The organism is Actinoplanes sp. NPDC051411 (assembly GCF_040682075.1).
GTDB lineage: Bacteria > Actinomycetota > Actinomycetes > Mycobacteriales > Micromonosporaceae > Actinoplanes.
The window spans coordinates 54,953-77,982 of record NZ_JBFBAD010000036.1; the positions used below are offsets into that span (position 1 = coordinate 54,953).

The following is a 23,030-nucleotide window of genomic DNA, read 5'->3' on the forward strand; positions in this document are numbered from 1 at the left end:
TTCCCCGCTCCTAATGCCCTGTTCCCGGGTGCCTTGGTGCCCTACTCCCCGGTCCTACTCCCTGGTCCCACTCCCGCCCCCACCCCTGTTCTGGGTGGGGGCGGGAGTAGGCGCCGGGTATGACAAATCCACGGCCGCAATCCATAGCCGTGGCCGGCCTACGGCTTGGTGAGCAGACAGCCCGCGACGGTCAGGTCGATCGTGTGGCTCGCGTTGACGCACGTGGTGAACCAGTACGTCTCCTCGCCGTAGCTCTGCCCCTGATAGGCGTGCGTGGTGCCGTTGGCGTCGACCTCGCACGGGTTGTTCAGGGTGCACATCTCGCCGTCGTCGTTCCCGGTGTTGTTGATGCCGACGATCTGGCCGTTCGAGGCGTTGACGATCGGCGAGCCCGACGTGCCGTGGATGGTGTCGCAGTTCGGGTCGTAGCGCAGCGAGTCGTGCCAGGTCCACTGGTCCTCGCGGAGCGTCGGCACGAAGCTGGAGATCTGGCAGTTCCAGATCTCCTTCCAATAGCTGGACGGGATCGCGACCGACGAGCCGGCGGCCGGGTGGGCGCTCGAGATGGTCAGCGCGGTCGCCCCGTAGCGGCTCGAAAGCGTGGCGAACGTGCTGGTCAGCCGGTAGAGCGTGACGTCGGTGCCGGTCATCGTGGCGTAGATGACGCGGTCGGCCCGGACCGTGGCCAGCGCGCGGCCGCTGCTGTTGAGCAGCGTGCCCGACCGGCTGCTGGTGCGGTTCTGCAGGACCACGCCGGCGTTGATGAAGCCGCCCTCGTAGCAGTGCCCGTTGGTGAGCATCATGGCCCGGTCGCTGCTGACCGAGGTGGGGAAGCGGACCAGCGACGCCGAGCAGTTGCTCAGCGAGATGGTGTTGGCGAGGGTGACCGCCGTGGCGGCCTGGGCCGGTGCTCCGCCGATGAGGACACCGGTCGCGGCGGCCAGGCCGGCCGCGGCCAGTGCGAGCGCCCGTCGAACGCGCATGAAGGATTCCCTTCTTCAAGCGCGGCGGACGCCAGGGTAGGGCAGCCCGCCGCACGGTGAGGCGGCGCGGCGCGTGACGGGTCGGCGGCACGCTAACGCCGAACAGGTTGCCCGTACCCTGACATCCATATTGATCAGTGTCAATTAGGAATCATCCAGCCCAGCACGGCCGTGCGCTGCAGCCAGACGATCAGGCACATGATCAGCAGCAGCACGACGCTCCACAGCACCACCTTGCGGAAGATGTCGCCCTCCCGGCCGGCCATGCCGACCGCCGAGGCGGCGATCGCCAGGTTCTGCGGGCTGATCATCTTGCCGAGTACGCCACCGGACGAGTTGGCCGCCGCGAGCAGCACCGGATCGAGTCCGGCCTTGGCGGCGGTCTGCACCTGCAGCGCCCCGAAGAGCGCGTTGGCCGAGGTATCCGACCCGGTGACCGCGGTGCCGATCCAGCCGAGGATCGGCGAGAGCACAACAAAGACACCGCCGGTCGCGGCCAGCGCCCCACCCAGGGTGTTCGTCTGCCCGCTCTGGTTCATGACGTACGCCAGGGCCAGCACCGCCATCACGGTCACGATGGCGTGCCGGAGGGTGGCATAGGTCAGCCCGTACGCCCGCAGCGCCTTGCCCGGAGCGATCCGCAGGACGATCGCGGTGAGGATGCCCGCGACGATCATCATCGTGCCGGCCGCCGGCAGCCAGCCGAACGCGAACGTGACCGACGAGAGCGGCTTGCCGTTGGCGCCCAGCACGTGCAGGCCGGGCCAGGCGAAGCTGACCGTCCACGGCGACTTGGCCAGCGCCGCCTTGATCGGCCCGATGCTGATGATCGAGAAGATCGCGATGATGATCAGGTAGGGCGCGTAGGCCCGCGCGATCTCGGCCGGACTGTCCCGCTTGTCCAATGTGGAGGTAGACGGCGACGCTCCGCCGGTCGGGCCGGCTTCGGCGGACCGGGCGGTCGCGCCGGCCCGAGCGGTCGCGCCGGACCGGGCGAACTCGGGAGTCGGCGCGTCCTCGCCACCGCGGGCCGTCCCGTCGGCGTCCCCGTCGTCCGGTGCGTCGGTCTCGGCCGCCGAGTCGGACCCCGAGCCGGCCGACGAGCCGGAGCCGGTCGGGCCGGAGCCGGCCGAGGAGCCGGCGGCGAGGGAGCCGCTGCCGGACGAGGCGCCGGAAGTGGCCGAAGACGCCGCGAGAGTGGACACCGCCCCGGGTGGGGCCGCGCCGGAGGTGACCATCGACGGCTCGTGCGCGGGCTTCCAGAGGCGCAGGAAGCCGATCACCGCCGCCGCCGACAACAGCGCCGCCACGATGTCGGTCAACGGCACCGACAGGTAGTTCGACGCGGCGAACTGCGCGACCCCGAACACCAGCCCGGCGGTCAGGGCGACCGGCCACGTCTGCCGGAAGCCCCGCTTCCCGTCGATGACGAAGACCAGGACCAGCGGCACGATCACCGCGAGTATCGGCGTCTGCCGGCCGACCATGGCACCGAGCGTGTCGCTGTTCAACCGCGGATCGTCACCGGCGCCGGCGGCCACCGTGCCGAGCGTGACGATCGGCGTCGCCAGCGCCCCGAACGCGACCGGCGCCGTGTTGGCGATCAACGCCACCGACGCCGCTCGGATCGGGCTGAAGCCGAGCGCGATCAGCATGACCACGGTGACCGCGACCGGCGTGCCGAAGCCGGCCAGGGCCTCGAGCAGCGCGCCGAAGCAGAACGCCACGATGACGGCCTGGATGCGCATGTCCGGGCTGATCCGCGCCATCGACCGTCGCAACACGTCGAAGTGGCCGCTGACCACGGTCAGGTTGTAGACCCAGATCGCGTTGAGCACGATCCAGAGAATCGGGAAGAAGCCGAACGCCGCGCCCTCGGTGGCCGAGAGCACGGACTGTCCGACCGGCATGGAGTAGACGGTTATCGCGACGACCAGCGCCACCACCAGGGCGATCACGCCGGCCAGCCAGGCGCGCATGCGCAGCACGCCGAGCAGCACGAAGAGCGCTAGAAGGGGAAGGACTGCGAAGATCGCTGAAAGACCGACCGAATTGCCGACGGGGTCGGTGACGATCCGGAACTGATCCAACATGGGACCCATCCAGGGTTGTCGATCATTTCGATCAATCTAAACCGCGAGTGACCGAAACGGAACAGCCCGATGACCTTCAGATCCCGATGCGGCCGAACCGCACCTGACTCCACGACCAGATCGCGGTCAGCCGCACCCGCTGCCCCGGCTTCGGCGCGTGCCACACCTTGCCCGCACCGGCATAGACCGCGACGTGGTAGGCGTGTCCGCCACCGACCCAGAACACCAGGTCACCCGGCCGGGCGGCGGCTTTCGCGACGTGCCGGGCGGCGCGGAACTGCCCGTCGGCCGTACGCGGGAGGCTGATCCGGACACTGCGATAGGCGTACCCGGTCAGGCCGGAGCAATCGAAGGCGCTCGGTCCCCGGGTGCCGAATCGGTACGGCTTGCCGCGCTGGGCCCGGGCCGCGGCGACGATGTGATAGCCGCGCATTCTCGCCGCGTACGCCAGAGAAGCCGGAGCGGAAACCGCACGGGAAACCGGAGCGGAAACCGCGCGCGGTGCCGCGGAAGCGGCGGCCGGAGCGACGGTCGCCGCGGCGACCGCGACCGTTCCGAGAATGGCGAGACGGCCGAGCAGGTTTTGACACGGATGGACACAGAGAATCCTCGGTCCTTCAACCGCCTGCGAGGTTAGCTGTCGGATTAGGCCGGAAGGACGGCCCGTCGCGCGTGGCGACTTCACCCCGAGCCGGCTCGACGGCCGGCATGGTGGTTCCCCCGTTCCCGCTCACTGAAGATCCTGATAGGAGTCGGTTTCCTCGACGCTCTCGGTGAGCGGGACTCGGCGACCGAGAGCGACCTCCCGTCGGGAGGCACCGCAGAACCATCGGCGCCGGCCCGCCGTTCGCCAGTTTTCGGGTCGCGTCCCGCAGGGCTCATTCGTCCCGAACCGGAGGCCCCGGCCGCTAGCTCTTCGGACATCGCGGCCGGTTCGGCCCGATCCGGCGGGAAAGCGCGGTCGCGGGCCGGTGAGCCTTGTCACCGAATTCGGCGCCTACCGATTAAGCGCTCGCCCGAATCGGTCGAACGGATTGGTATAAACCTCTGCAAAGGGCGGTGAATTGCGTGGTTCTGCAACAGGTCGGCGAGTGGACCGATGCGGAACTTCCCCGGCTCAACCGGGCGATCCTCGGAGGCGAGATCCCTCCGGGACGACTCGCCGAGCAGTGCACCGAGGTGCTTTTCCCGCTGCTGCCTCAACCCGATCGGGTGCCTGCTGAGCAGGCAAAACGCTTAGCTGTACGCCTCGGTTTCGTCGGCGCCTCGCTGGGCCGGCATTACCAGGAATGGACGCCGGACGGAAAGCGGACGCCCGAGCGCGCGTACGACGGGCTGACGATCGGTGACCTGCCGTTTCGCCAGTATTTCGGGGTGATCGCGGAGCGGACCGGCACCGGTCATTGCGGCCGGGACACCTATGCCTCGCTGGTCCGCTGGAATGTCGGCACGTTGAAGGTGCTGCGCGGCACCGAGACGATGGCCGTTCTGCCCGGCGTCTTCGACGACGGCAAGGTACGCAGCTATACCGGCACCCCGGGCGAGGAACGCTTCTTTCTGCTGGTCAAGAAGGGCGAAGCGATCGAACTCGCGATCAACGACGTGCTGGATCCGCTGACCCGGCCGGAGGAGAACCTGCTCGGCGCGGACGCTCTCGACCGGGTGCGCCTGGCCACCGAACTGCTCGGCGCGCTGCGCGAACTGTTCCGCGATTTCGCCGTCCTCCCGCCCGAGCGCAGCATGCCGACCGACCAGTTCCTCGACGTGTTCCGGCAGTTCGCCGTCCACTGGACGCCCGACGACATCCCGCCCAGTGGCGCACTCGACCCGGAAGCGCTGAAACGGGACTTCCTGCTCGGCATCAACCTCGACGGGTACGAGGCGAACGTCCGGCGGCTCTTCCCGGCGTTGCTGACCACCGAGCGGGAGGCGATCGAGCCGATGATGGCCGAACCGACCCTGCCCGAGCGGATGCTCGCCGGCCTCGGCCGGTCGGCCGCCTCGCTGCGGGCGGCCGAGCGCGGTGACCTGGTGCGCCTGGTCGGTGAGCATCCGGGCCTGGCCGACTGGTACATGATTCTCGCGGCCCACGCCCGGGCGGCCGGCGCGCACCTCATGCTGAGCAAGAAGTTCCTGTTCAAGCCCCAGCAGCGCCGGGACGCGGCCGGTCTCGGCGACCGTCCGCTGGTGTCGAACCGGGCCGGCACGACCGGCATGAACGAGACCTTCCTGGAGCGGATCACCCGGGCCCGGCAGGATCACCCGCTTGCGCCACTGCGCACCGTCGTAACCCGCGAAACGGCAGAAAACACCACCAACGCGGGTGTACCGTCGCCGATATCCGTTTCTCGTGTGGGCTAAAGGCGGTAAGCGATGGGCGCCCAAGCCGTCGAGGTCGGTCATGAGCAGCTCATGGCCCTGATCGACCACACTTCGGCGGTCATTTACATGCGCGACGCCGACGGCCGCTACCTGCTGGTCAACCGGGAGTACGAGCGGCTGTTCAAGCTGCACCGCGAGGAGATCGTCGGGCTGACCGACCACGACCTGTTCCCGGGGCCGATCGCCGACGCGTTCCGGGCCAACGACCTTCAGGCGTTCGCCCGCGGGGTGCCGGTGCAGGTCGAGGAGCAGGCGCCGAGCGACGACGGGCTGCGCACCTACATCACCGTCAAGTTCCCGCTCACCGACCGGCGCGGCCGGGCGTACGCGGTCTGCGGCATCTCGACCGACATCACCGAGCGGAAGCTGGCCGAGGAGGAGGTGCGCCGGCTCAACGACGAGCTCGAGATACGGGTCCGCCAGCGCACCGCCGAGCTTGAGGCGTCGACCCGCGAGCTGGACGCGTTCGCGTACTCGGTCTCGCACGACCTGCGGGCGCCGCTGCGCTCGCTCGAGGGCTTCAGCCAGGTGCTGCTCGAGGACTTCTCGGCCGACCTCGGCGAGGAGGCTCAGCGCTACCTCGGCCGCATCCAGGCCAACGTGGCCCGGATGGCCCAGATGATCGACGACCTGCTGCATCTGTCCCGCGCGACCCGTTCTCAGCTGCGCCGGGAGCACACCGACCTGTCCGGGCTCGCCCGGGAGGTGCTCACCGAGCTGGCCGCCCAGCATCCGGGGCGCCGGGTCGAGACGGAGGTGCCGGACGGCCTGGTCGCCCGGGCCGACCCGCACCTCGTACGCCTCGTCCTGCAGAACCTGATCGGCAACGCCTGGAAGTTCACCGCCCACCGCGACGACCCGGTGATCAGGCTCGGCGTGCGGCGCCAGGACGGGATCGACGTCTTCTCGGTCGAGGACAACGGGGCCGGCTTCGACATGACCTATGCCCACAAGATGTTCGACCCGTTCCAGCGGCTGCACTCGGCGGCCGAGTTCGAGGGCACCGGCATCGGGCTGGCGATCGTCGCCCGGATCGTCACCCGGCACGGCGGCCAGATCCGGGCCGACGGCACCCCGGGCGGAGGAGCCACGTTCCGGTTCAGCCTGAACCCGGCACCGGCCGGCTGGGAGCTGCGATGACACAGGGCCCGATCCTCCTGGTCGAGGACAACCCGGACGACGTGCTGCTCACCATGCGCGCGTTCGGCAAGAACCACATCCGTAACGAGGTGGTGGTCGCGACCGACGGCGAGCAGGCGCTCCACCTTCTGCTGCCGTCCGAGGGCGAGCCGGTCCGCCCGGCGCTCGTGCTGCTCGACATCAAACTGCCCAAGATCGACGGACTCGAGGTGCTGCGGAGGGTCCGGGCCGACGACCGTACGCGTTCCCTCCCGATAGTCGTGCTGACCACCTCGAACGAGGAGCGCGACATCGTGGACAGCTACCGCCTCGGCGCGAACAGTTTCGTCCGCAAGCCGGTCGTGTTCGAGGAGTTCGTCAAGGCGGTCAACGTGCTCGGTGTCTACTGGCTGCTGGTCAACGAGCCCGCGCCGGCTCCGGCCGGGGGCTGATCCCATGGACGAGGTAAGGGTCCTGGTCGTCGACGACAGCGACGACGACGCTCTGCTGATCATCCGCCAGCTCACCCGGGCCGGCCTGAAGGTCAGCCACGTCCGCGCCGACACCGCCGACGGGGTCGCGGCCGTCCTGGCCGCCCGGGCCCCCGACATCGTGATCTCCGACTACACGATGCCGTCGTTCCGCGCCGAGGAGGCGCTCGACCAGGTGCGCGCGCACGACGCCGACATCCCGTTCCTGCTGGTCTCGGGCCAGGTCGGGGAGGAGACGGCGGCCGCGATGATGCGGGCCGGGGCGCGCGATTTCGTGCTCAAGGAACGGATGGCCCGGCTCGCCCCGGCCGTACAGCGGGAGCTTCGCGAGGCCGCCGAGCGCCGGCGCCGGCGCCGGGCCGAGGCCGCTCTGCGGGAGAGCGAGGAGCGCTTCCGGCTGATCGCCGAGCACGCCCAGGACATCATCTTCCGCTACCGCCTCGTGCCCGAGCCGGTCATGGAATATCTGAGCCCGGCCGTCGAGTCGATCACCGGCTACCGCCCCGAGCAGTTCTACCAGCACCCCGGACTGATCTTCAGCCTGGTCGAACCGGAGGACCGGCCCCTGCTGGCCCGGTCGTGGTGCGAGGGCCAGACCGGCACGGTCACCATCCGGTGGAACCGGCGCTCGGGCGGCGTGACCTGGATCGAGCAGCGGGCCGGCGCGATCCTCGACCGGGACGGCCGGGCGGTCGCGGTCGAGGGGATCCTGCGCGACATCACCGAGCGGGTGCGGGCCGAGCGGAACCGGGTCGAGCTGGAGCAGCAACTGCGGCAGTCGGAGCGGCTCGACTCGCTGGGCCGGCTGGCCGGCGGCATCGCGCACGATTTCAACAACATCCTCGCGGTGATCTCCGGCTATGCCACGATGCTCGCCGAGGAGCTCGAGGAAGATGGTCCGAATCGGGCGGACGCCCAGGCGATCGAACAGGCGGCGGCCCGGGGCAGCGCGCTCACCCGGCAGCTGCTGATCTTCAGTCGGCTGGAGCCGTCGCGGCCCGAGACCCTCGACCTGAACGTGGTCGCGACCGACATGCAGCGGCTGCTAGCGCGCACACTCGGTGAGGACATAGAACTGCGGACCGTGCTCGGGCCGGATCTCCCACCGATCACGATGGACCGCAGCAAGCTCGAGCAGGTTCTGATGAACGCGGTGATGAACTCGCGCGCCGCGATGCCCAGCGGCGGCCGGCTGACCATCGGCACGTCGGCCGAGCCGGACGGCGAATTCGTCGCTCTGACCATCACCGACACCGGTTGCGGGATGGCCCCGGAGGTCGCGGCGCGGGCGTTCGAGCCGTTCTTCACGACCAAGGGGCGGGGCAACGGGACCGGACTCGGGCTGGCCACCGCGTACGGCGTGGTCACCGACGTCGGCGGCACGATCGGCCTGGAGTCACAGCCCGACCAGGGCACCACCGTGCGAGTCCGACTGCCGGCCGGGTCCACCGGTCCAGCGGGTGAGGCCGTCGTCGCTCGTGTCCCGTCGGCCGGCGGTCGCGGCCAGCGGATCCTCGTCGTCGAAGACGAGGACGGGGTACGCGACATCGTGTGCCGCATTCTGAAGAAAGCGGGCTATGACGTTCGCGCCTCCGGCGACCCGCAAGAGGCGCTGAAGATGTGCTTGGACGGGAATCTCCATGTCGACGCCCTTCTGAGCGATGTCATCATGCCCGGCATGTCCGGCACCCAGCTCGCCGCCGAGTTGCGCCGTACCCGCCCGGGCCTGCCCGTGCTCTTCATGTCCGGTTACACCAGCGGCCCGAAGCCGGGCGGCCAGGAGTTGCCGCCGGACGCGCCCCTGCTCTACAAGCCGTTCCAGACCGATCAGTTGCTGCAGACCCTCGATCAGCTTCTGCACCGCCCACGGTGATCGTTTCCGGTGCGATGATCGTTTTGGAGATCACGCTTCGTGGGGATCGCTCGCGACGAGTGATCACGGTCGGTGATCCTGCCGGTCTCGTCGCGAGCTCCCGGCCCGGTCGGATCCCGGCCTCCGCGGCGGCCGGTTCATTCGCGTCCGGCTCCCGTTCCCGGCCCCACCCGAGGCCTCTCGGAGATTCTTTTCGGAACACGAACATCATCCGATCCGGTCGTTTCCGATCTTCGCAAATGATCGTCGATCTTTAGTTTCGTCGCGGTGGGAAGATCCGGATCGCCCTGACCTGCGATCTCGACTAATGTCGGCACTTGGCGTCGACCTGCGATTTCTCGCTCGTTCACGTGCAAGTTGCACACTTCGAGGACGTACGCCACCCGTCCGTCGACATTGGCACTAAAAATTCGACGAACACGCATTGTGTTTGAGGCGTCACTCTTCGTACTCTGATGGTCAACACTTATCGATCAACATGAGTGCGGAAGCGGGCCGGCCTGGCGGAGGCCCGCGGGGGAGAGCAGCCATGCTTGTCAAGGTCATCGATCAAATTCCCGACGGCGATCTGCGCGAGGTCCTGTGGAAGCTCTACGAAGATTCCTTCGCTGAGCTCCGCTCGCTGGCAGTCCAACGGCACCTGATGTACCGGTCCGAGTTCGACGAGGTGATGGACGATCCGCGGATCAGCAAATACCTCGCCCTGGAGGACGACGGCACGCCGGTCGGCATCGCGACCTACACCAACGATCTCGAAGCGGTGCCTCTGATCGCACCGGAGTACTTCGAGCGCCACTGGCCCGAGCACTACGCGGCAAAGAAGATCTGGTACATCGTTTTCGTCGCCGTCAGTCCGGAAGCTCAGGGTCGCGAGGCGTTCGCTCTCCTGTGCGAGCAGCTTTACCTGGTGGCGTCGACGCAGAACGGCTTGGTCGGCTTGGACATCTGTACCTACAACGATGATGTCCGGCACATGTCGCGGATCTTCCGGGTCTTGGTTCGCCGGATGGCCGACAACATGCGGTTCAGCCGAATCGATCAGCAGTCCTACTGGCTGTACGAATTCCCCTCTGCCGCGTAGCTCTCTCGTCGGTCGGGGGCTCAGGGCATAGGCGACCTCCACATCGTCCAGAGTGGGGGTCCGTCGGGCAGCTCGATCACGGACCGGACCCGATATCCGTGTCGGAGGTAAAGGTCCCGGTTACGGGGGTGGTTGGCCTCCAGATAGGCGGGGAGGCCGGCCTGGTCGAGCCGGGCATGGTGGCGATCGAGAAGTGAGCTGCCGATGCCCCGGCTCCGACTTCCGGGCCGGACGGCCAGGAATGCCAGGTAGTGATGCGGCTCAAGAGGGTGGTCGGTGTCGAGTGCGGCGTCCAGTTGGCACGCCCGCTCGAAAGCATCACCGGTCACCTCCTTGAGCCGCCTTTCGTAGTCCTGCGGGGGCGGGATCAAGGACGTCAGCGGGAACCAGAGCGCGACTCCGGACAACTGCCCGCTGACCGCGTCGGCCGTGGCGTACACCTCACCGCACCGCACCGCGTGCTCCACGAAGATCTCGAAGTACTCCGGGCTCTCGGCCCGGCGCAGCCCGGGGTCGGGCTGCAGCCAGTGCCCGACCGGCGTGTCCTGCATCGCCTCGGCGATGAGGTTCGTGATCTCGGTCGTGTCGACCGGCGCGACGTTGCGGATGACCAGTTCCTGGATGGCGTACGTCATCGGGTCTGTCCTCTCCGTCTCAGTAGGGATAGCTCCGGGCGCCCACCGGGTCGGCGTGCAGGGCGCGCGGGAACGGATCGTCGGGGAGCAGGCTGACCCGGCCCTCGGAGCCGCGGCCGATCGCCGCGTAGACCTCCGGCCGCGTGACCCGCATGATCAGCGCCCAGATCACGCCGATCAGAGCGACGCCCACGTAGAGCGGCGGAATCACCCACTGGAACGGGGAGTTCTTGGGCACCTGCAGCAGATCGCCGAAGCCGATGACGGTCGCTATGAGCACCACGGTGAGAAGAAGGAACGAGACGGTGGGTGCGACGTAGGCCCGGACCGCGTTCTCGCCCCGTTTGGATCGCCGGAAGAACGCGACCACCGCCGCCGAGCAGAGCCACATCAGGATCAGCACGCCGAGTCCACCGATCGTGGTCAGCCACGCGAAGACGTAGACCAGTGGCTCGACGTGCCCCGCCGCGTACGCGGTCAGGACGCCGAGTGCGAGCAGGCTCTGAGTGACCGAGCCGAGCAGCGGCGCCCCGGTGCGCGGGTGGGTGTGACCCCACGCGGCGGGGAGAACGCCCTCGCGGCCGAGGGCGAACTGATAGCGGGCGACGGCCGCGTGGAACGCCAGGAGGGCGGCGAACACGCTCGTGAGGAAGAGGAGATAGCCGACGTCCACCAGGACGGTGGGGACGTACTTGGAGACCAGGAAGAACACCAGGTCGGTCTGGTGTGCCCCGGCCACCGCGGCGATTCGATCGGGTCCCGTCGCGACCGACATCGCCCAGGCGGACAGAGCACACAGCAGGCCGGCCAGCATGACGGCCCAGTGCGTGGCGCGGGCGATCGTGCGCTTGGGGTCCTTGGCCTCCTCGGACAGCACCACCGTTGCTTCGAAGCCGACGAAGCCGGCGATGGCCAGCACCAGCAGCGAACCGCCGACCGGGGTGAGCAGGGGAGCGGGGTTGAACTGGCTGACCGTGACGTGGTGGTTGGCCGGGTGGGCCAGCATCACGAGGTCGTAGATGAGGACGAGACTGATCTCGGCGACGAGCAGGACGGCCAGCACGCGGCCGGAGAGATCGACCCAGAGCAGTCCGAGCACGGCGAGAACGGCCCAGGTGACCAGGGCACACGCGTACCACGGAACCTTGAAGCCGAACTCGAGCAGGATGTTCGAGGCGGCGGAGCCGAACAGTCCGAACAGGCCGATCTGCATCAGCGAGTAGGCCGGGAGGGCCACGAAGGCCGCTCCCACTCCGGTCACCCGGCCGAGGCCGTGACTGATATAGGAGTAGAACGCGCCGGAGTTGACGATGTGCCGGCTCATCGCCACGAACCCGACCGTGAACAACGAGAGGATGCCGGCCACGACGAGGTAGGCGATCGGGACGGCGGTGCTGCCGATGATCGCGTAGATAGTGGAGATCGCTCCGATGATGACGGTCAACGGGGCGGCGCCAGCTACCCCGAAGAACACCACGGACGGGACTCCGAGCCGATTCTTCGCCAAAGCTTGCCCGACGATGTCCGGCCCAGCCTCATCCTTTTTCACCATCAGCAGCCTCCCGGCCCAGTGTTCGAAGTTGTTCTGGCGGAGGTGATGGCGCCCGGCGGCGCTCACCTTCGACCGACGGTCAGGACCGAGCCCACGGAGGCCTCGGTGATCTCGACAAGTTCCCTCAGATCGCTCGGCAGGGACTCCACCGCGTTCGGCAGGGTCTGGAACGCGTGCCGGTGCATCTCGAAGTCGTACAGCACGTGGCGGGTGAGGCCGGTGGCGGCGATCATGCCCACGAGCAGGCGGTCGCTCACGCTCATCTCGACGCCGCGTACGAGGAGGTTGGCCAGCCGGGCGGGGGCCCAGGCGGCCGCGTTGCGCTGCTCGGCGCTGTTGGGCATATATAAGGTCTGGGTGCTGAGCATGCGGCGGCGTACGACCGGCTCGACCGCTCCCAGGCGCATCAGGCGCTCGCCGACCCGGGCCGCCGCGTCCTGCGAGAGGAAGGCGAGCCAGGTGCGCACGTCGCGATGCCGCGACTGGGCGATCAGCAGATCGAGGATGTCGTGGGCGAGTGCGTCAGTCGGTGGGTGCCGGTCGAGAATGATCAGGTCGCCGTCGGCGATGCCGATGCGCCCCTCGAGGATCAACTCGCCGATCAACGCGCCGGCCAGACCGAGGCCGGTCGCCCGCGGATGCAACCGGGACCGCCCGGTGCGGTCCTCGTGTGCGATCAGGAAGTACTGGTCAGCCAACACGCCCGTCCACGCCCCTTAGACAGCATTTGAGACTCTCTTTTTCTTGGCTCCGCTTCATTGCGGCGACCGTGCGGACAAGCCCCGACGGCCCTGGAGTTTTCACGGATCTCGGAATCGAGAGATCACTGTGAGTAGAGGTAGGGATAACTCGATGTCTCGCGCATCATGTACCCAACCTCAAGGTCATGACAAGGAGTACTAGACTTCTTATTCAGGCCTCCCGTCCAACGCTGTCCAAGTTGGATCATGGGTGGGCCGGGTCTACTATCAGCCTCATCAGGACCGAGGGAGTCCAGGTGGCCGTTGACGAAGGCCCCACGCTGCGGAGACGCCGCCTGGGTGCGGAGTTGAAGCGCTGTCGCGAGGCTGCGGGATTGACGCAGGAGAATGTGTCCCGCCATTTCGAGTGGCACGCGGCGAAGGTGACGCGCATCGAGACCGCGCGGGTGGCCGTCACCCCGCGCGACGTCAAGGACCTGCTGACCCTCTACAACGTGCGCGACGAGGAGTACCGCGAGGCCCTGGTCGAGCTGGCCCGGCTCTCCCGCGAGCGCACCTGGTGGACCGACTACCGCGACATCATGCGACCGGGCAACTTCATCGGCCTCGAGGCCGGGGCCGCGGCCATGCGCACGTGGGAGCCGATCGTCCTTCCGGGCCTGCTCCAGACCGAGGACTACATGCGAGCCCTGCTGCAGACGGGCCGTCCCGACGACTCACCGTCCGACCTCCAGCGCCGCGTCTCCCTGCGCCTGACGCGGCAGGGGCGCCTCACCGGCAACCGTCCACTGGAGCTGCACGCCATCGTCGACGAGTCGGCGGTGCGCCGTCAGATCGGCGGACGCGACGTCATGGCGAAGCAGTTGACCCACCTGATCGAGATCTCTCAATCACCCAACGTAACCGTCCAGGTGCTGCCGTTCGAGGCCGGCGCACATCAGTTCCTGGGCGGATCAGCTGCGCTTTTGGAGTTCCAGGAAACCACCCATCTGGATGTTGTCTATCTTGAAGGCCTTGCGGGAGACTTGTACGAAGAGCAACCACATGAGGTCGCTCAATACCGACAAGAGTTCGAGCGGTTGAGTGCAAAGGCGCTTGACCATCGCGCAAGCATCAAGATGATCGAGAGCCTGCTCAACTCGTAAGGGCTCCGAGACAACCGCATATGGAGGGAGGTGCTTGGGATTGCTCGCGCACCAACTCAACGGTGCTGCCTGGAAGAAAGCCAGCCGCAGCAACGGAAACGGCGGTAACAACTGTGTCGAAGTCGCCTTCCTTGACACGGGCGTCGCCGTACGCGACAGCAAAGACCGGTCAGGTCCGGCTCTTATGTTCACGAAAGCGGAGTGGACCGCTTTTGTGGGCTCGGCCAAGGACGGCGAATTCGACCTTTCCTAGGAACCGACACTACCGATAGGCACCGAGCGATGGGAAGTGCCTACGCAACGTCAGCTTTCCCGGTATGTGTGTAAAGAAGTGCCGCAGCGCCCCGTGCGCGGGGCGTTGCGGCACCACTACCGAGGGTTAAGTGCCGACCCCACCTCGGGCGGTGGCGAGGTTGGCCAACTGAACCCTCTCCAGTGCGTTGACGGGCCCACCGTCGCTGGTCACGGCCAGTGCGAGCGTGTTGGGCCCGTGGGGGTCGAGGACTCCGGTCGGGAGCACGAACGTGTGCTGCGGCCCGACATCGGCGATGTACTGACCCATGTTCCAGCCGTTGACGAAGATCAAGACCCGGTAATGGCCGCGCGGCTGCGTACTTGACTCTGATTCAGCCGGCACAGTGCCAATGGTCAGACCGAGTGACGCGTCGACGCCCTTCGGCACCCGCAGATCGAACGTCGTGCGGTACCACGAGGTGCCGGCCGGTGCGTCCGTGTCGGGGACGGGATGCGTCGTCCACCCGCGATCGTCGAAGCCGGGGAGGTACCAGCCGGCGCGCTCGCCGTACAGGCCACCGTTGTTGAGTGGGCCGCGCACCGGGTCGGCCGACGAGTCGCCGCCCTGGATCTTCCAGGTGACCGGTGTGGACAGCCCGGTGACGCCGATCAGGCCGCGCCCTTCCTTCTGGGCGTCGTTCACGCCGCCGTCCTCGTTGTGCGAGTCGTTCCGCACCATCACCGACAACACGTGGTCGCCGTCCGGCAGCCCGGCCGGCACCGGGAACGACGCGGTCCCCCGGGTCGGGGGCGAGGCCAGATTGGTCGGGAGCACGTACTGGCCCAGGTAGGTGCCGTCGAGCCAGGCCTGGATCAGGCCCGCTCCGCCACCGCCGAAGTCGAAGGTGACGCTCGGCGGGGCCGCCCCGTCGAAGTGTCCGCGGTACCAGACGTCGCCGTGATGGAAGCCGTAGTCGTCGGCGGTCAGCACGACCTGGCCGGCCGGGGGCTTCGTGGTGCTGTTGGTCGCGGTCAGGTCGGCCGTGCGCCAGGTGGTGTCGGCGAAGCCCGGCTGCGACTCGGGCGACTCCGGCGCGTACTTCCAGGTCGCCCCGCTCAGGTCGGGCAACCGGACCGGGGCCGGCCCGGGCAGCTGCCGCAGCGCGGTCAGGCTGCGCGACGTGGTCGGCCGGGCCGGGACGAGCGAGCCGTTCCAGGTCACCAGCAGCGCCTGCCGCGGCCCCCACACCTCGAGGTCGGCCGGGGCGGTGGTGTCACCGGTCAGCGCCAGCAGCGGCCCGGCGGCATGCGCCGTGCGCACCAGCTCCGGGCCCCGCACCAGCACCGGGCCGGCCTCGCTGTCGACCCGCCAGAACGAGCCGGCGGTGTCCTCGTCGGCGATCAGGAGGGTCAGGCCGTTCACGCGTACGCGGATCAGACCGTGATGCACATAGGAGAGCTTGAGATCCCCGGTCGCCGGGTCGTAGGAGCTCGTCGCCGATCCACTCAGCACCTGGACCGCGGGCTTCGACGCGTACCGGAAAAGGGTCTCCCCGCTCTCGCCGTCACGTCCGTGCAGAAGCGCGACCCCCGGCAGGTGGGTTTCGATCTCCGATGTCGAATAGACGAGGTGTTGACCTTCGAGGTCGTAGTCGGCGACCAGCGTCTTCGCGTCCTGCCCGGTGAGCTCCAGCGGCACGGTGTACGAGCCGTCGGCGGTGGTGATCGGGAACGTGAAGCTGTCGTCGGTGGTCGCGCTGGACGGGTTGTGCACCGCGAAATAGAAGTTGGTGCCGGTGTCCGGGTTGACGGTGTGCTCGATCTTCACCGCGGCCGAGCTCGGAACGACGTCGGGTCCCTTGTCGACCTTGGTCAGCGGGGTGACGCTCTGCACGAAGTAGCCGAGGCTCTTCAGCGCGGCCGCCTTGGGGCGCAGCTGCCGCGCCTCGTCGATCGCCGCGCCGTAGTCGTAGGAGCTGTAGACGACCGGCGCCGGCAGCCAGCCCCACGACGTGCCGCCGAAGGTCATGTAGAAGTTCTGCACGGTGAGCCGGTTGGCGATGTTGGTGCCGTAGAAGACCCGCTCGTAACCGCTGCCCTGGCGCTGGGCGGTGCACGGGTAGGTGCCGACGCTGCCCCAGTAGTCGAACCAGCCGCCGCCGAACTCGGCCACGAAGCCGGGCGTGTTCGGTGAGGCCGTCGCGCCGCCCTTCGCCCCGCCGGCGCCCTGGATGCCCCAGTCGGGGGCGGCGCTCGGGGCGCCGGGCGAGCCGTCGGTGTGGCAGGTGCCGCCCGGGTAGCCGTCGAAGGCGTACAGGTCGACCGGCCCGGGAACCGTGCCCGCGACCTGCGAACTCGACGGCACCCAGATGCCGTTGCGGCCCTTGTCGTTGTGGAAGACCGGCACGCTGATGCCGTCGGCGTGCGCCTTGTCGTAGAGATGCTGCAGATAGTTGCGCTGGCTGGTGCCGGTGGCGGCCAGCTCGTTCTCGATCTGGTAGAGAATCACCGAGCCGGTGCCGTTGGTGACCTGGTGCCGCGCGATGATCGCGTCGATCGCCGACTGCCACTGGTCGGTCGCGGCCAGATAGTCGGGCGCGTCGGTGCGGGCCTTGCCGGCGATCGTGCTCAGCCAGGCCGGGAATCCGCCGCCGTCGGTCTCGGCGTTGATGTACGGCCCGGGCCGCGCGATCACGTACAGCCCGACCTGGTCGGCGATCGTGAGCAGCCGGTCCATGTCGCGCACGCCGGTGAAGTCGTAGACGCCCGGCGCGGGCGAGTGGTAGCCCCAGTCGAAGTAGAAGGAGACGGCGTTGAGGCCGGACGCCTTCATCTTCTGCAGCACGTCCCGCCAGAGCGTGGGACTCGGCAGCCGGTAGGCGTGCATCTCACCCGACCAGATGAAGGTCCGCTGTCCACCGATGATCATCGAGTACTGGTCGAAGCTCACCGTGCGAGGCGGGTGAAGAGGCCGGGGTGCCGGTGGGGACGCGCCGGCGGGAGCTGCCGCGGTGGTGCTGACCAGCGCCGCTGTCGCGAGTACCGCCAGAAGTGTCCGGAGTCGTCGGCCCATGCTGCCACCTCCATCGTCGAAGCGCATCGACGCCATCCTGAGGTTTCAATCGAGTTCAGTCAATGCGCGGGGGCTCGGCCAGGCGCTGGAGGTCGGCGGTGGCCCGGCCGGCGACGTGGGCGATCAGCTTCAGCATGTCGGCGCAGTAGACCGACGGGTTCCGGAAGCCCTCGCCCGCGCGGTAGCGGTGCGCGTAGTGGCCGCCCCCGCAGACCCGGTGGGACGGGCAGGAGCGGCAGGTCTCGCCCAGCGCCAGCTCGCCGATCTGGCGGGCGACGATCCCCGGGTGGTCGAGCGCGGCATCGAACGGGTGCGCGGCCACCGACAGGCCGGTCGCGGCGGCGCCCTGGTAGGCCGACTTCAGCGAGTCGACCTGCTCGAGCGTGCCGTCGGTCTCGACCACGACGACCGCCACCGGGCTGAGCCCGACCTGCTCGGAGCGGCTCGAACCGCCCAGCAGCAGCGCGAGGAGGTCCTCGAACAGGCGGACGCCGGTCTCCTGGCGGGGCGCGTCGTACCACCGGTCGAAGACCGCGATCAGCCAGTCCGCGTGCGGGGTGCCCGGCGCCGGCGGTGACGACCAGTTCGCGTGCGGGAGCAGGAGGTCGATCGCCGGCGGGGAGTAGGCCAGCAGGGCCTCGTAGCAGGCGATCGGGTCGACGGCCGGGTCGACGACGCAGAGCAGTCCGGCGAAGATCTCCCGGAACCGGGGGCCGGTCAGGCGGCGGAGCGCGCGATCGACGGCCACGGAACTGCCTCGGCCGTCGGCGGTCCGGCGGCGCAGGTCGTTCTGCCCGGGCGGGCCGTCCAGACTGACCCCGACGCGCAGGCCGTGCCGCCGGAACAGCTCCAGCAGGTCGTCGTCGAGCAGCACGCCGTTGGTCTGCATCTGGATGTCGAGGTGCCGGCCGCTGCCGTCGAAGACCGCGCGGAAGTCGCCGATCAGCTCGGCCAGCCGCTCCCGGCCGGCCAGCAGCGGCTCACCGCCGTGCAGAACCAGGCGCATGCCGGGTAGGTCGTGGGCGTCGGCGTGCTCCCGCATGCGGGCGGCGGTGGCCCGCCAGACCTCCCGCGACATGACCAGCGGCCGGTCCCGCCAGCTCTGGTCGGCCATCGTGTAGACGTAGCAGTAGTCGCAGGCCAGGTTGCAGCGCTGGTGAACCTTCAGGACGACGTCGCGGAACGGGGTCGGCCGCCACCCCTGCGCGCGGAGCCGGGCGACGTCGAGCCCCTCGCCGGGCCATTCGGGCGGCCGGCCGATCAGCGGGAGCAGGCGAGGGTGCGGCATGGGCATCCGATCCCTTCCTGGCCGTGGCGGCGCCGCTCGATGCTAGGCCTGTCAGCTCGTGCGCGGGCTAGGAGGGGATCGTCGCGACGACGCGCTGGAGGTCGTCGTCCGGAAACAGGTCGTCGAAGACGGTCTCGCGGTCGAAGGTCAAGGCACGGGTACGGGCGCGGAGCTCCATCCGGTGCCGCTCGGCGCCGGAGAGGGTGAGGACCGCGTGGTCGAGGGCGGCGGTCAGGGCGGCCACGTCGCCCGGTTCGACGATGAGGGCGGTGTCGCCGACGGCCTCGCCGGTGCCGCCCGTGAGGGTGGTGATGACCGGGCCGCCGCCGGCCAGCATCTTCTCGGCCAGGGCGATGCCGAAGGTCTCGACGAAGTCGGGCTCGGGGCGCGTCGGCAGGGCGTACGCCGCGCAGCCGCGCATGAGCAGGGGCTTCTCGTCGTCGTCGACGTCGGTCAGGAAGACGACGCGGTCGTCGCCGGCGGCCCGGGCCTGCATCTCGGCCAGCGACGGGCCGGTGCCGGCCACGACGAGCTTCACCGTGCCACGCGCGCGCGACTGGGCGTACGCCTCGATCAGGTCTTGGATCCCCTTGGCCCGGGTGACCCGGGAGAGGAACAACAGATAGCCGTCGCGGCGAAGCCCGCGGCGGGCCAGGGCTTGATCGACGCGGTTCTCGTCGAGGCCGACGAAGGCCGACGAGTCGATCGGGGGGTAGCTGACGGTGACCCGGCGGTGGCACTGGTCGGCGAAGTTCGTGCCGCAGGCGGTGTCGACCTCGGTCGCCGAGGCGATGATCTCGTCGCGGGTGTAGGCGGAGACCGCGACCACCTCGTCGTTGGCGAGGAACGTCGTGAGCAGAGCCGTCGCGGCGCCGAAGTGGCCCTCGCGGAGGCAGTTGCGGATCACGTTGGTGACGTCGGAACCGACCGCCTTGGCGATCGTGCGGACCCGGGGCGCGAAACCGGCCGCCCGGGCCGCGGTGACCGCGTCGACGACGACCTGGGTGTGTGGCACCAGATACATCGAGAGGCAGGTGGTCGGGACCGGCTCCGAGAGCAGTTCGACCAGGCGGCCGGTGAGCCCGGCCAGGTGGCGGCCGTCCGGCACGCGGTAGTCGCCGACCGGGTCGGGGCGCTCGACGGTGATGCCGGGGCTGTACGGGAGCAGCCGGTCGAGCGGCTTGAGCGGCAGGCCGGCCGCCTGCAGCGCGGGAAGCGGCCAGGTGAGCAGCCGAACGTCGTCGTAGCCGCGGGTCAGGGCGACCTCGGCCAGGTTGCGGGCTTCGCCGGAGTGGCCGCAGATGACCGGGTCCGCTCGGACCGCGATCACCAGGCGGCGGGCAGGAAAGCTCATCGGGTGTCCTTCGCTGGGTCGAGGGAGAGGGACGGCGGGCGGATCTGCCGTCCCCAGGCGGAGGGCTCGGGGCCGAGCCGCAGGTGCAACCGGCCCCCGCGATGCACATCGGTGGCGCGCAGGTGGGTGGTGAGCAGAGGCCGGCCGTCCAACGTGGCCGACTGGACATAGAGCGGGGGCGGTTCGCGGTCGATCCCGTCGACGCCGATCGGGGTCTCCCGGTGCCCGCTGGTCTCGACGACGAACTCGGCGTCGCCGACGTTGATCGCGGCCCGTTCGAAGGCCGGCGCGTTGATCAGGAAGAGGTTCTGCCCGGCGACCGGGAACAGGCCGAGGGACGCCCAGACGTACCAGGAGCTGAGGCCGCCCGAGTCGTCGTTGCCCGGGAGTCCACCCGGGCCGGTGCCGAACTGCCAGGTCAGGGCCGAGTGGACGATCTCGGCCGTACGGTCCGGGCGCCCCGCCCAGTGATAGGCCCAGGGTGCCTCCATGTCCGGCTCGTTGTTGAGTCCCTCGAACCGGTTGAGCGCGTAGCCGGCCGCCATCTCCACCGGATCGGGACAGCGCCCCGGTTGCACGACCGGGTCGGCGCCGTAGCCGAAGAACCGGTCGAGCATGCTGGTGAACGCGTCGTCGCCGCCGGCCAGGGCGATGCGGGCGGCCATGTCGTGGACCAGGCGGAACGAGTAGTTCCACTTGCCGCCCTCGTAGTACTCGGAGTCGCGCAGCAGGCCGGTGGCCGGGTCGAACGCGTTGACCCACCAGCGGCCGCGGCGTTCCAGGTCGTCGGCGAGGCGGTGGTCGCCCATCGCGCGGGCGACCTGGGCGGTGCAGTGGTGGGCGTACGCCAGGTCGAGGGTGTGGGTGACCGGATGCACCAGGCCGTGCTCGAAGAAGTCCTCGCCGTACATCCGGCGCAGGTCGTCGGCCATGTGCACGAGCGCCCAGTTCCAGTCGATCGGAGCCTTCCCCAACGCGTGGGCGTCGGCCAGCGCCGTGTGGGCGAGGGCGCTGGCCTGGCGGAAGAACCGGTCGGCGCCGCGGGCCATCCGGTAGCCGATCGGGAAGTTTCCTTCCTCCTCGCACACCCGGATCAGTGATTCGAGCAGGTCCTGGAACCGGTCCGGGGCGATGGCGGCGAGCAGCGGCAGCTCGGTCTTGTAGATGTCCCACATCGTGCAGACGTCGAACGCGTACGGGCCGCTGCCGGGCCAGAACGGGCTCTCGTCGTCGGTCACGCACGGCTTGATCAGCGAGTGGTAGAGCGACGTCGCGAAGACCTGGCGGCGCTTGGTCGTGCCGCCGTCGACGCTTATTTTCTGGAGTTGCCCGCGCCAGCGGGACTGGGTGTTCGCTCGCACGTGATCGAACGCCGGCCGGCCGGGCAGGCACTCGCGCTCGAGGTTGCGCCGGGCCTGCTCGGGGCCGCGCAGTGAGAAGCCGAGCCGCACCTCGATCGTCTGCCCGGCGCGGGCCGAGCCCATCAGGAGCAGGCCGAACGGGCGCAACGTGGTGTGCCGGATGCTGTCGAAGTCGAGCCGGGTGCCGCCCGGGATGAGGCGCCGGTCGTACCAGAGCATCTGCCGCCAGCCGGGGGTGTCGGCCTCCAGGTAGACCGAGAGCGGCACGCCCTCCATCACCACCGTGCCCTGCGCGGTGCCCGGTCCGGTGCTCTCGACCTGGGCCCGCAGCGGGACCGTGCGTCCGAGGTCGATGGCGAGGCCGCCGCACGACAGGTCGATCACGACCCGGGCGTTGCGGTGCTCGGGGAAGGTGTACCGGTGCACGGCGACCTTGGCGCCGACCGTGATCTCGCAGCGGACCCCGGTGCCGAGGGTGGCCGCGTAGTAGCCCGCCTCGGCCAGTTCGCCGGTCAGCGGCCAGGACGCGCCGAGGTCGTCGAGCGGCTGCACCATCGGGGTGACCCGCACGTAGTTGTAGTACTTGCGGATGGCGCCGGTGCCGGACTGCTGGAAGTGGGTGAAGCCGGACGCCTGGAGCCGGTCGAACATCTCCTCGGGCACGCCCTCGGTGTTCTTGGCGTACCGGCCGTAGCCGGTCGGGTAGGCCCCCGAGTAGGCACAGGCCGAGACCATCCCGAGCGGCGAGGTGGCGCCGGGGTGGGTGTTGCCGACCTGAGGCTTGGGCCACCACCACGTGGCGGCGAGACCGCGCGCCCGGGGCAGGTCGGTGGCGGCGGTTCCGATGAAGGGGTTGACGTCGTCGAGGATGGCGCGACTGTAATCAGCTCACCGGCCCGCCATGGTTTCGAGCAGGTGAAATTACTCGTTCTCGAAGGTCGCCAGGTGTCGCTCGCGGGCCTCGGTGAGGTGGGCGCGCATGGCCGCCTCGGCCTCGTCGGGGTCGTTGCGGTCGATCGCGGCGGCGATCCGCTGATGCTCCCGGGTGGTCACGGCGGTCTGCTCGTACGGGAAGTAGCGCCGGTGCAGGTGGAGGTGTGCGTGCAGCCGGGTGATGCTGTCGACCAGCAGCGGGCTGGCCGCGGCCTCGGCGACCAGGCCGTGCAGGTGCGCGTCGAGCGTGGTGAACGCCGAGTGCCAGGACTTGTCGTCGCTCGCCGGGATGGTGCGGGCGGCCTCGGTGACCAGCGTGGCGCGCTGACCGGGGGTGGCGCGTTCGGCGGCCCAGCGGGCGGCCGCGCACTCCAGCAGCAGGCGCATGTCGAACATGTCGGCGAACTCGGACCGGCTGAGCAGCGGGCTGACCGTGTAACCGGCCAGGGGGCGCTTGCGGACCAGGCCCTCGGACTCGAGCCGGGCCAGCGCCTCGCGCACCGGGGTGGGGGAGACGTCGAGCTCGCGGGCGAGCGCGTCGATGTTCATCCGGTCGCCCGGGCTCAGCGTGTGTTCCAGCACCGCCGCGCGCAGCGACTGATAGACGTCGTCACCCAGCGTGGAGCGCTTCAGCGGGGGCAGCGACATGTTTCCAGCTCTTTTCGTCTCGGTGTCTTGACGACCGTACCTGTGAACTAGTACACATCCAGGAAAGATCCTATAGGATTTTTC

At 69.1% G+C, this 23,030-nt stretch carries 18 protein-coding genes and 1 riboswitch; of the genes, 7 read left to right on the forward strand and 11 right to left on the reverse strand.

The window, feature by feature from the left end; all coding sequences use genetic code 11:
• Positions 1-158: 158 nt before the first annotated feature.
• From AB0M88_RS21240 to AB0M88_RS21250, 3 genes are all read right to left on the reverse strand, one after another.
• The gene (locus AB0M88_RS21240; protein ID WP_364104595.1) at positions 159-983 is read right to left on the reverse strand and encodes a serine protease; all 825 of its coding nucleotides are present in this window, start codon (positions 981-983) and stop codon (positions 159-161) included.
• Between the two features lie 140 nt (positions 984-1,123).
• Positions 1,124-3,076 (reverse strand): L-lactate permease, encoded by a 1,953-nt coding sequence (locus AB0M88_RS21245; protein ID WP_364104598.1) that lies wholly within the window; start codon positions 3,074-3,076, stop codon positions 1,124-1,126.
• A 76-nt stretch (positions 3,077-3,152) separates the two neighbouring features.
• The gene (locus AB0M88_RS21250) at positions 3,153-3,509 is read right to left on the reverse strand and encodes an NlpC/P60 family protein (RefSeq protein ID WP_364104601.1); all 357 of its coding nucleotides are present in this window, start codon (positions 3,507-3,509) and stop codon (positions 3,153-3,155) included.
• Positions 3,510-3,682: 173 nt separating this feature from the next.
• A riboswitch (cyclic di-AMP (ydaO/yuaA leader) is annotated at positions 3,683-3,844 on the reverse strand.
• Between the two features lie 300 nt (positions 3,845-4,144).
• Here AB0M88_RS21250 and AB0M88_RS21255 point away from each other — a divergent pair.
• From AB0M88_RS21255 to AB0M88_RS21275, 5 genes are all read left to right on the forward strand, one after another.
• Positions 4,145-5,437 (forward strand): hypothetical protein, encoded by a 1,293-nt coding sequence (locus AB0M88_RS21255; RefSeq protein WP_364104604.1) that lies wholly within the window; start codon positions 4,145-4,147, stop codon positions 5,435-5,437.
• A gap of 12 nt (positions 5,438-5,449) precedes the next feature.
• Positions 5,450-6,598, forward strand: coding sequence for an ATP-binding protein (locus AB0M88_RS21260; RefSeq protein WP_364104607.1), 1,149 nt, complete (start codon positions 5,450-5,452; stop codon positions 6,596-6,598).
• A complete protein-coding gene (locus AB0M88_RS21265) occupies positions 6,595-7,029 on the forward strand; it encodes a response regulator (RefSeq protein ID WP_364104610.1) in 435 nt (144 codons plus the stop codon). The genes AB0M88_RS21260 and AB0M88_RS21265 overlap by 4 nt, the downstream gene beginning before the upstream one ends.
• Before the next feature lie 4 nt (positions 7,030-7,033).
• Positions 7,034-8,941 carry a response regulator gene (locus tag AB0M88_RS21270; RefSeq protein WP_364104613.1) on the forward strand — a complete coding sequence of 636 codons (1,908 nt, stop codon included), beginning with the start codon at positions 7,034-7,036 and terminating at the stop codon, positions 8,939-8,941.
• 529 nt (positions 8,942-9,470) lie between these two features.
• On the forward strand, positions 9,471-10,022 hold the full coding sequence (locus AB0M88_RS21275; protein WP_364104615.1) for a GNAT family N-acetyltransferase: 552 nt from the start codon (positions 9,471-9,473) through the stop codon (positions 10,020-10,022).
• 20 nt (positions 10,023-10,042) lie between these two features.
• Here AB0M88_RS21275 and AB0M88_RS21280 read toward each other — a convergent pair whose 3' ends face one another.
• The 3 genes from AB0M88_RS21280 to AB0M88_RS21290 form a co-directional block, all read right to left on the reverse strand.
• Complete coding sequence (locus tag AB0M88_RS21280) at positions 10,043-10,657, reverse strand: GNAT family N-acetyltransferase (RefSeq protein ID WP_364104617.1); 615 nt, start codon at positions 10,655-10,657, stop codon at positions 10,043-10,045.
• 19 nt (positions 10,658-10,676) lie between these two features.
• Positions 10,677-12,209: an APC family permease gene (locus tag AB0M88_RS21285; protein WP_364104620.1), complete on the reverse strand. Its 1,533-nt coding sequence runs from the start codon at positions 12,207-12,209 to the stop codon at positions 10,677-10,679.
• A 62-nt stretch (positions 12,210-12,271) separates the two neighbouring features.
• Positions 12,272-12,910 (reverse strand): GPP34 family phosphoprotein, encoded by a 639-nt coding sequence (locus AB0M88_RS21290; RefSeq protein ID WP_364104623.1) that lies wholly within the window; start codon positions 12,908-12,910, stop codon positions 12,272-12,274.
• Between the two features lie 296 nt (positions 12,911-13,206).
• On the opposite strand from AB0M88_RS21290, the gene AB0M88_RS21295 reads away from it, so the two are divergent.
• Positions 13,207-14,055 carry a helix-turn-helix transcriptional regulator gene (locus tag AB0M88_RS21295; protein ID WP_364104625.1) on the forward strand — a complete coding sequence of 283 codons (849 nt, stop codon included), beginning with the start codon at positions 13,207-13,209 and terminating at the stop codon, positions 14,053-14,055.
• A 40-nt stretch (positions 14,056-14,095) separates the two neighbouring features.
• Positions 14,096-14,308: a DUF397 domain-containing protein gene (locus tag AB0M88_RS21300; protein ID WP_364104669.1), complete on the forward strand. Its 213-nt coding sequence runs from the start codon at positions 14,096-14,098 to the stop codon at positions 14,306-14,308.
• A gap of 126 nt (positions 14,309-14,434) precedes the next feature.
• Here AB0M88_RS21300 and AB0M88_RS21305 read toward each other — a convergent pair whose 3' ends face one another.
• The 5 genes from AB0M88_RS21305 to AB0M88_RS21325 form a co-directional block, all read right to left on the reverse strand.
• Complete coding sequence (locus tag AB0M88_RS21305) at positions 14,435-17,239, reverse strand: beta-galactosidase (protein ID WP_364104628.1); 2,805 nt, start codon at positions 17,237-17,239, stop codon at positions 14,435-14,437.
• A 178-nt stretch (positions 17,240-17,417) separates the two neighbouring features.
• A complete protein-coding gene (locus AB0M88_RS21310) occupies positions 17,418-18,650 on the reverse strand; it encodes an FxsB family cyclophane-forming radical SAM/SPASM peptide maturase (RefSeq protein WP_364104631.1) in 1,233 nt (410 codons plus the stop codon).
• 67 nt (positions 18,651-18,717) lie between these two features.
• The gene (locus tag AB0M88_RS21315; RefSeq protein ID WP_364104634.1) at positions 18,718-20,004 is read right to left on the reverse strand and encodes a glycosyltransferase; all 1,287 of its coding nucleotides are present in this window, start codon (positions 20,002-20,004) and stop codon (positions 18,718-18,720) included.
• Positions 20,001-22,235, reverse strand: a complete 2,235-nt coding sequence (locus AB0M88_RS21320) for a glycoside hydrolase domain-containing protein (RefSeq protein ID WP_364104672.1) — start codon at positions 22,233-22,235, stop codon at positions 20,001-20,003. Before AB0M88_RS21320 ends, AB0M88_RS21315 begins: the two co-directional genes overlap by 4 nt.
• Positions 22,236-22,286: 51 nt before the next feature.
• The gene (locus AB0M88_RS21325) at positions 22,287-22,946 is read right to left on the reverse strand and encodes a GntR family transcriptional regulator (RefSeq protein WP_364104637.1); all 660 of its coding nucleotides are present in this window, start codon (positions 22,944-22,946) and stop codon (positions 22,287-22,289) included.
• Positions 22,947-23,030: the final 84 nt, after the last annotated feature.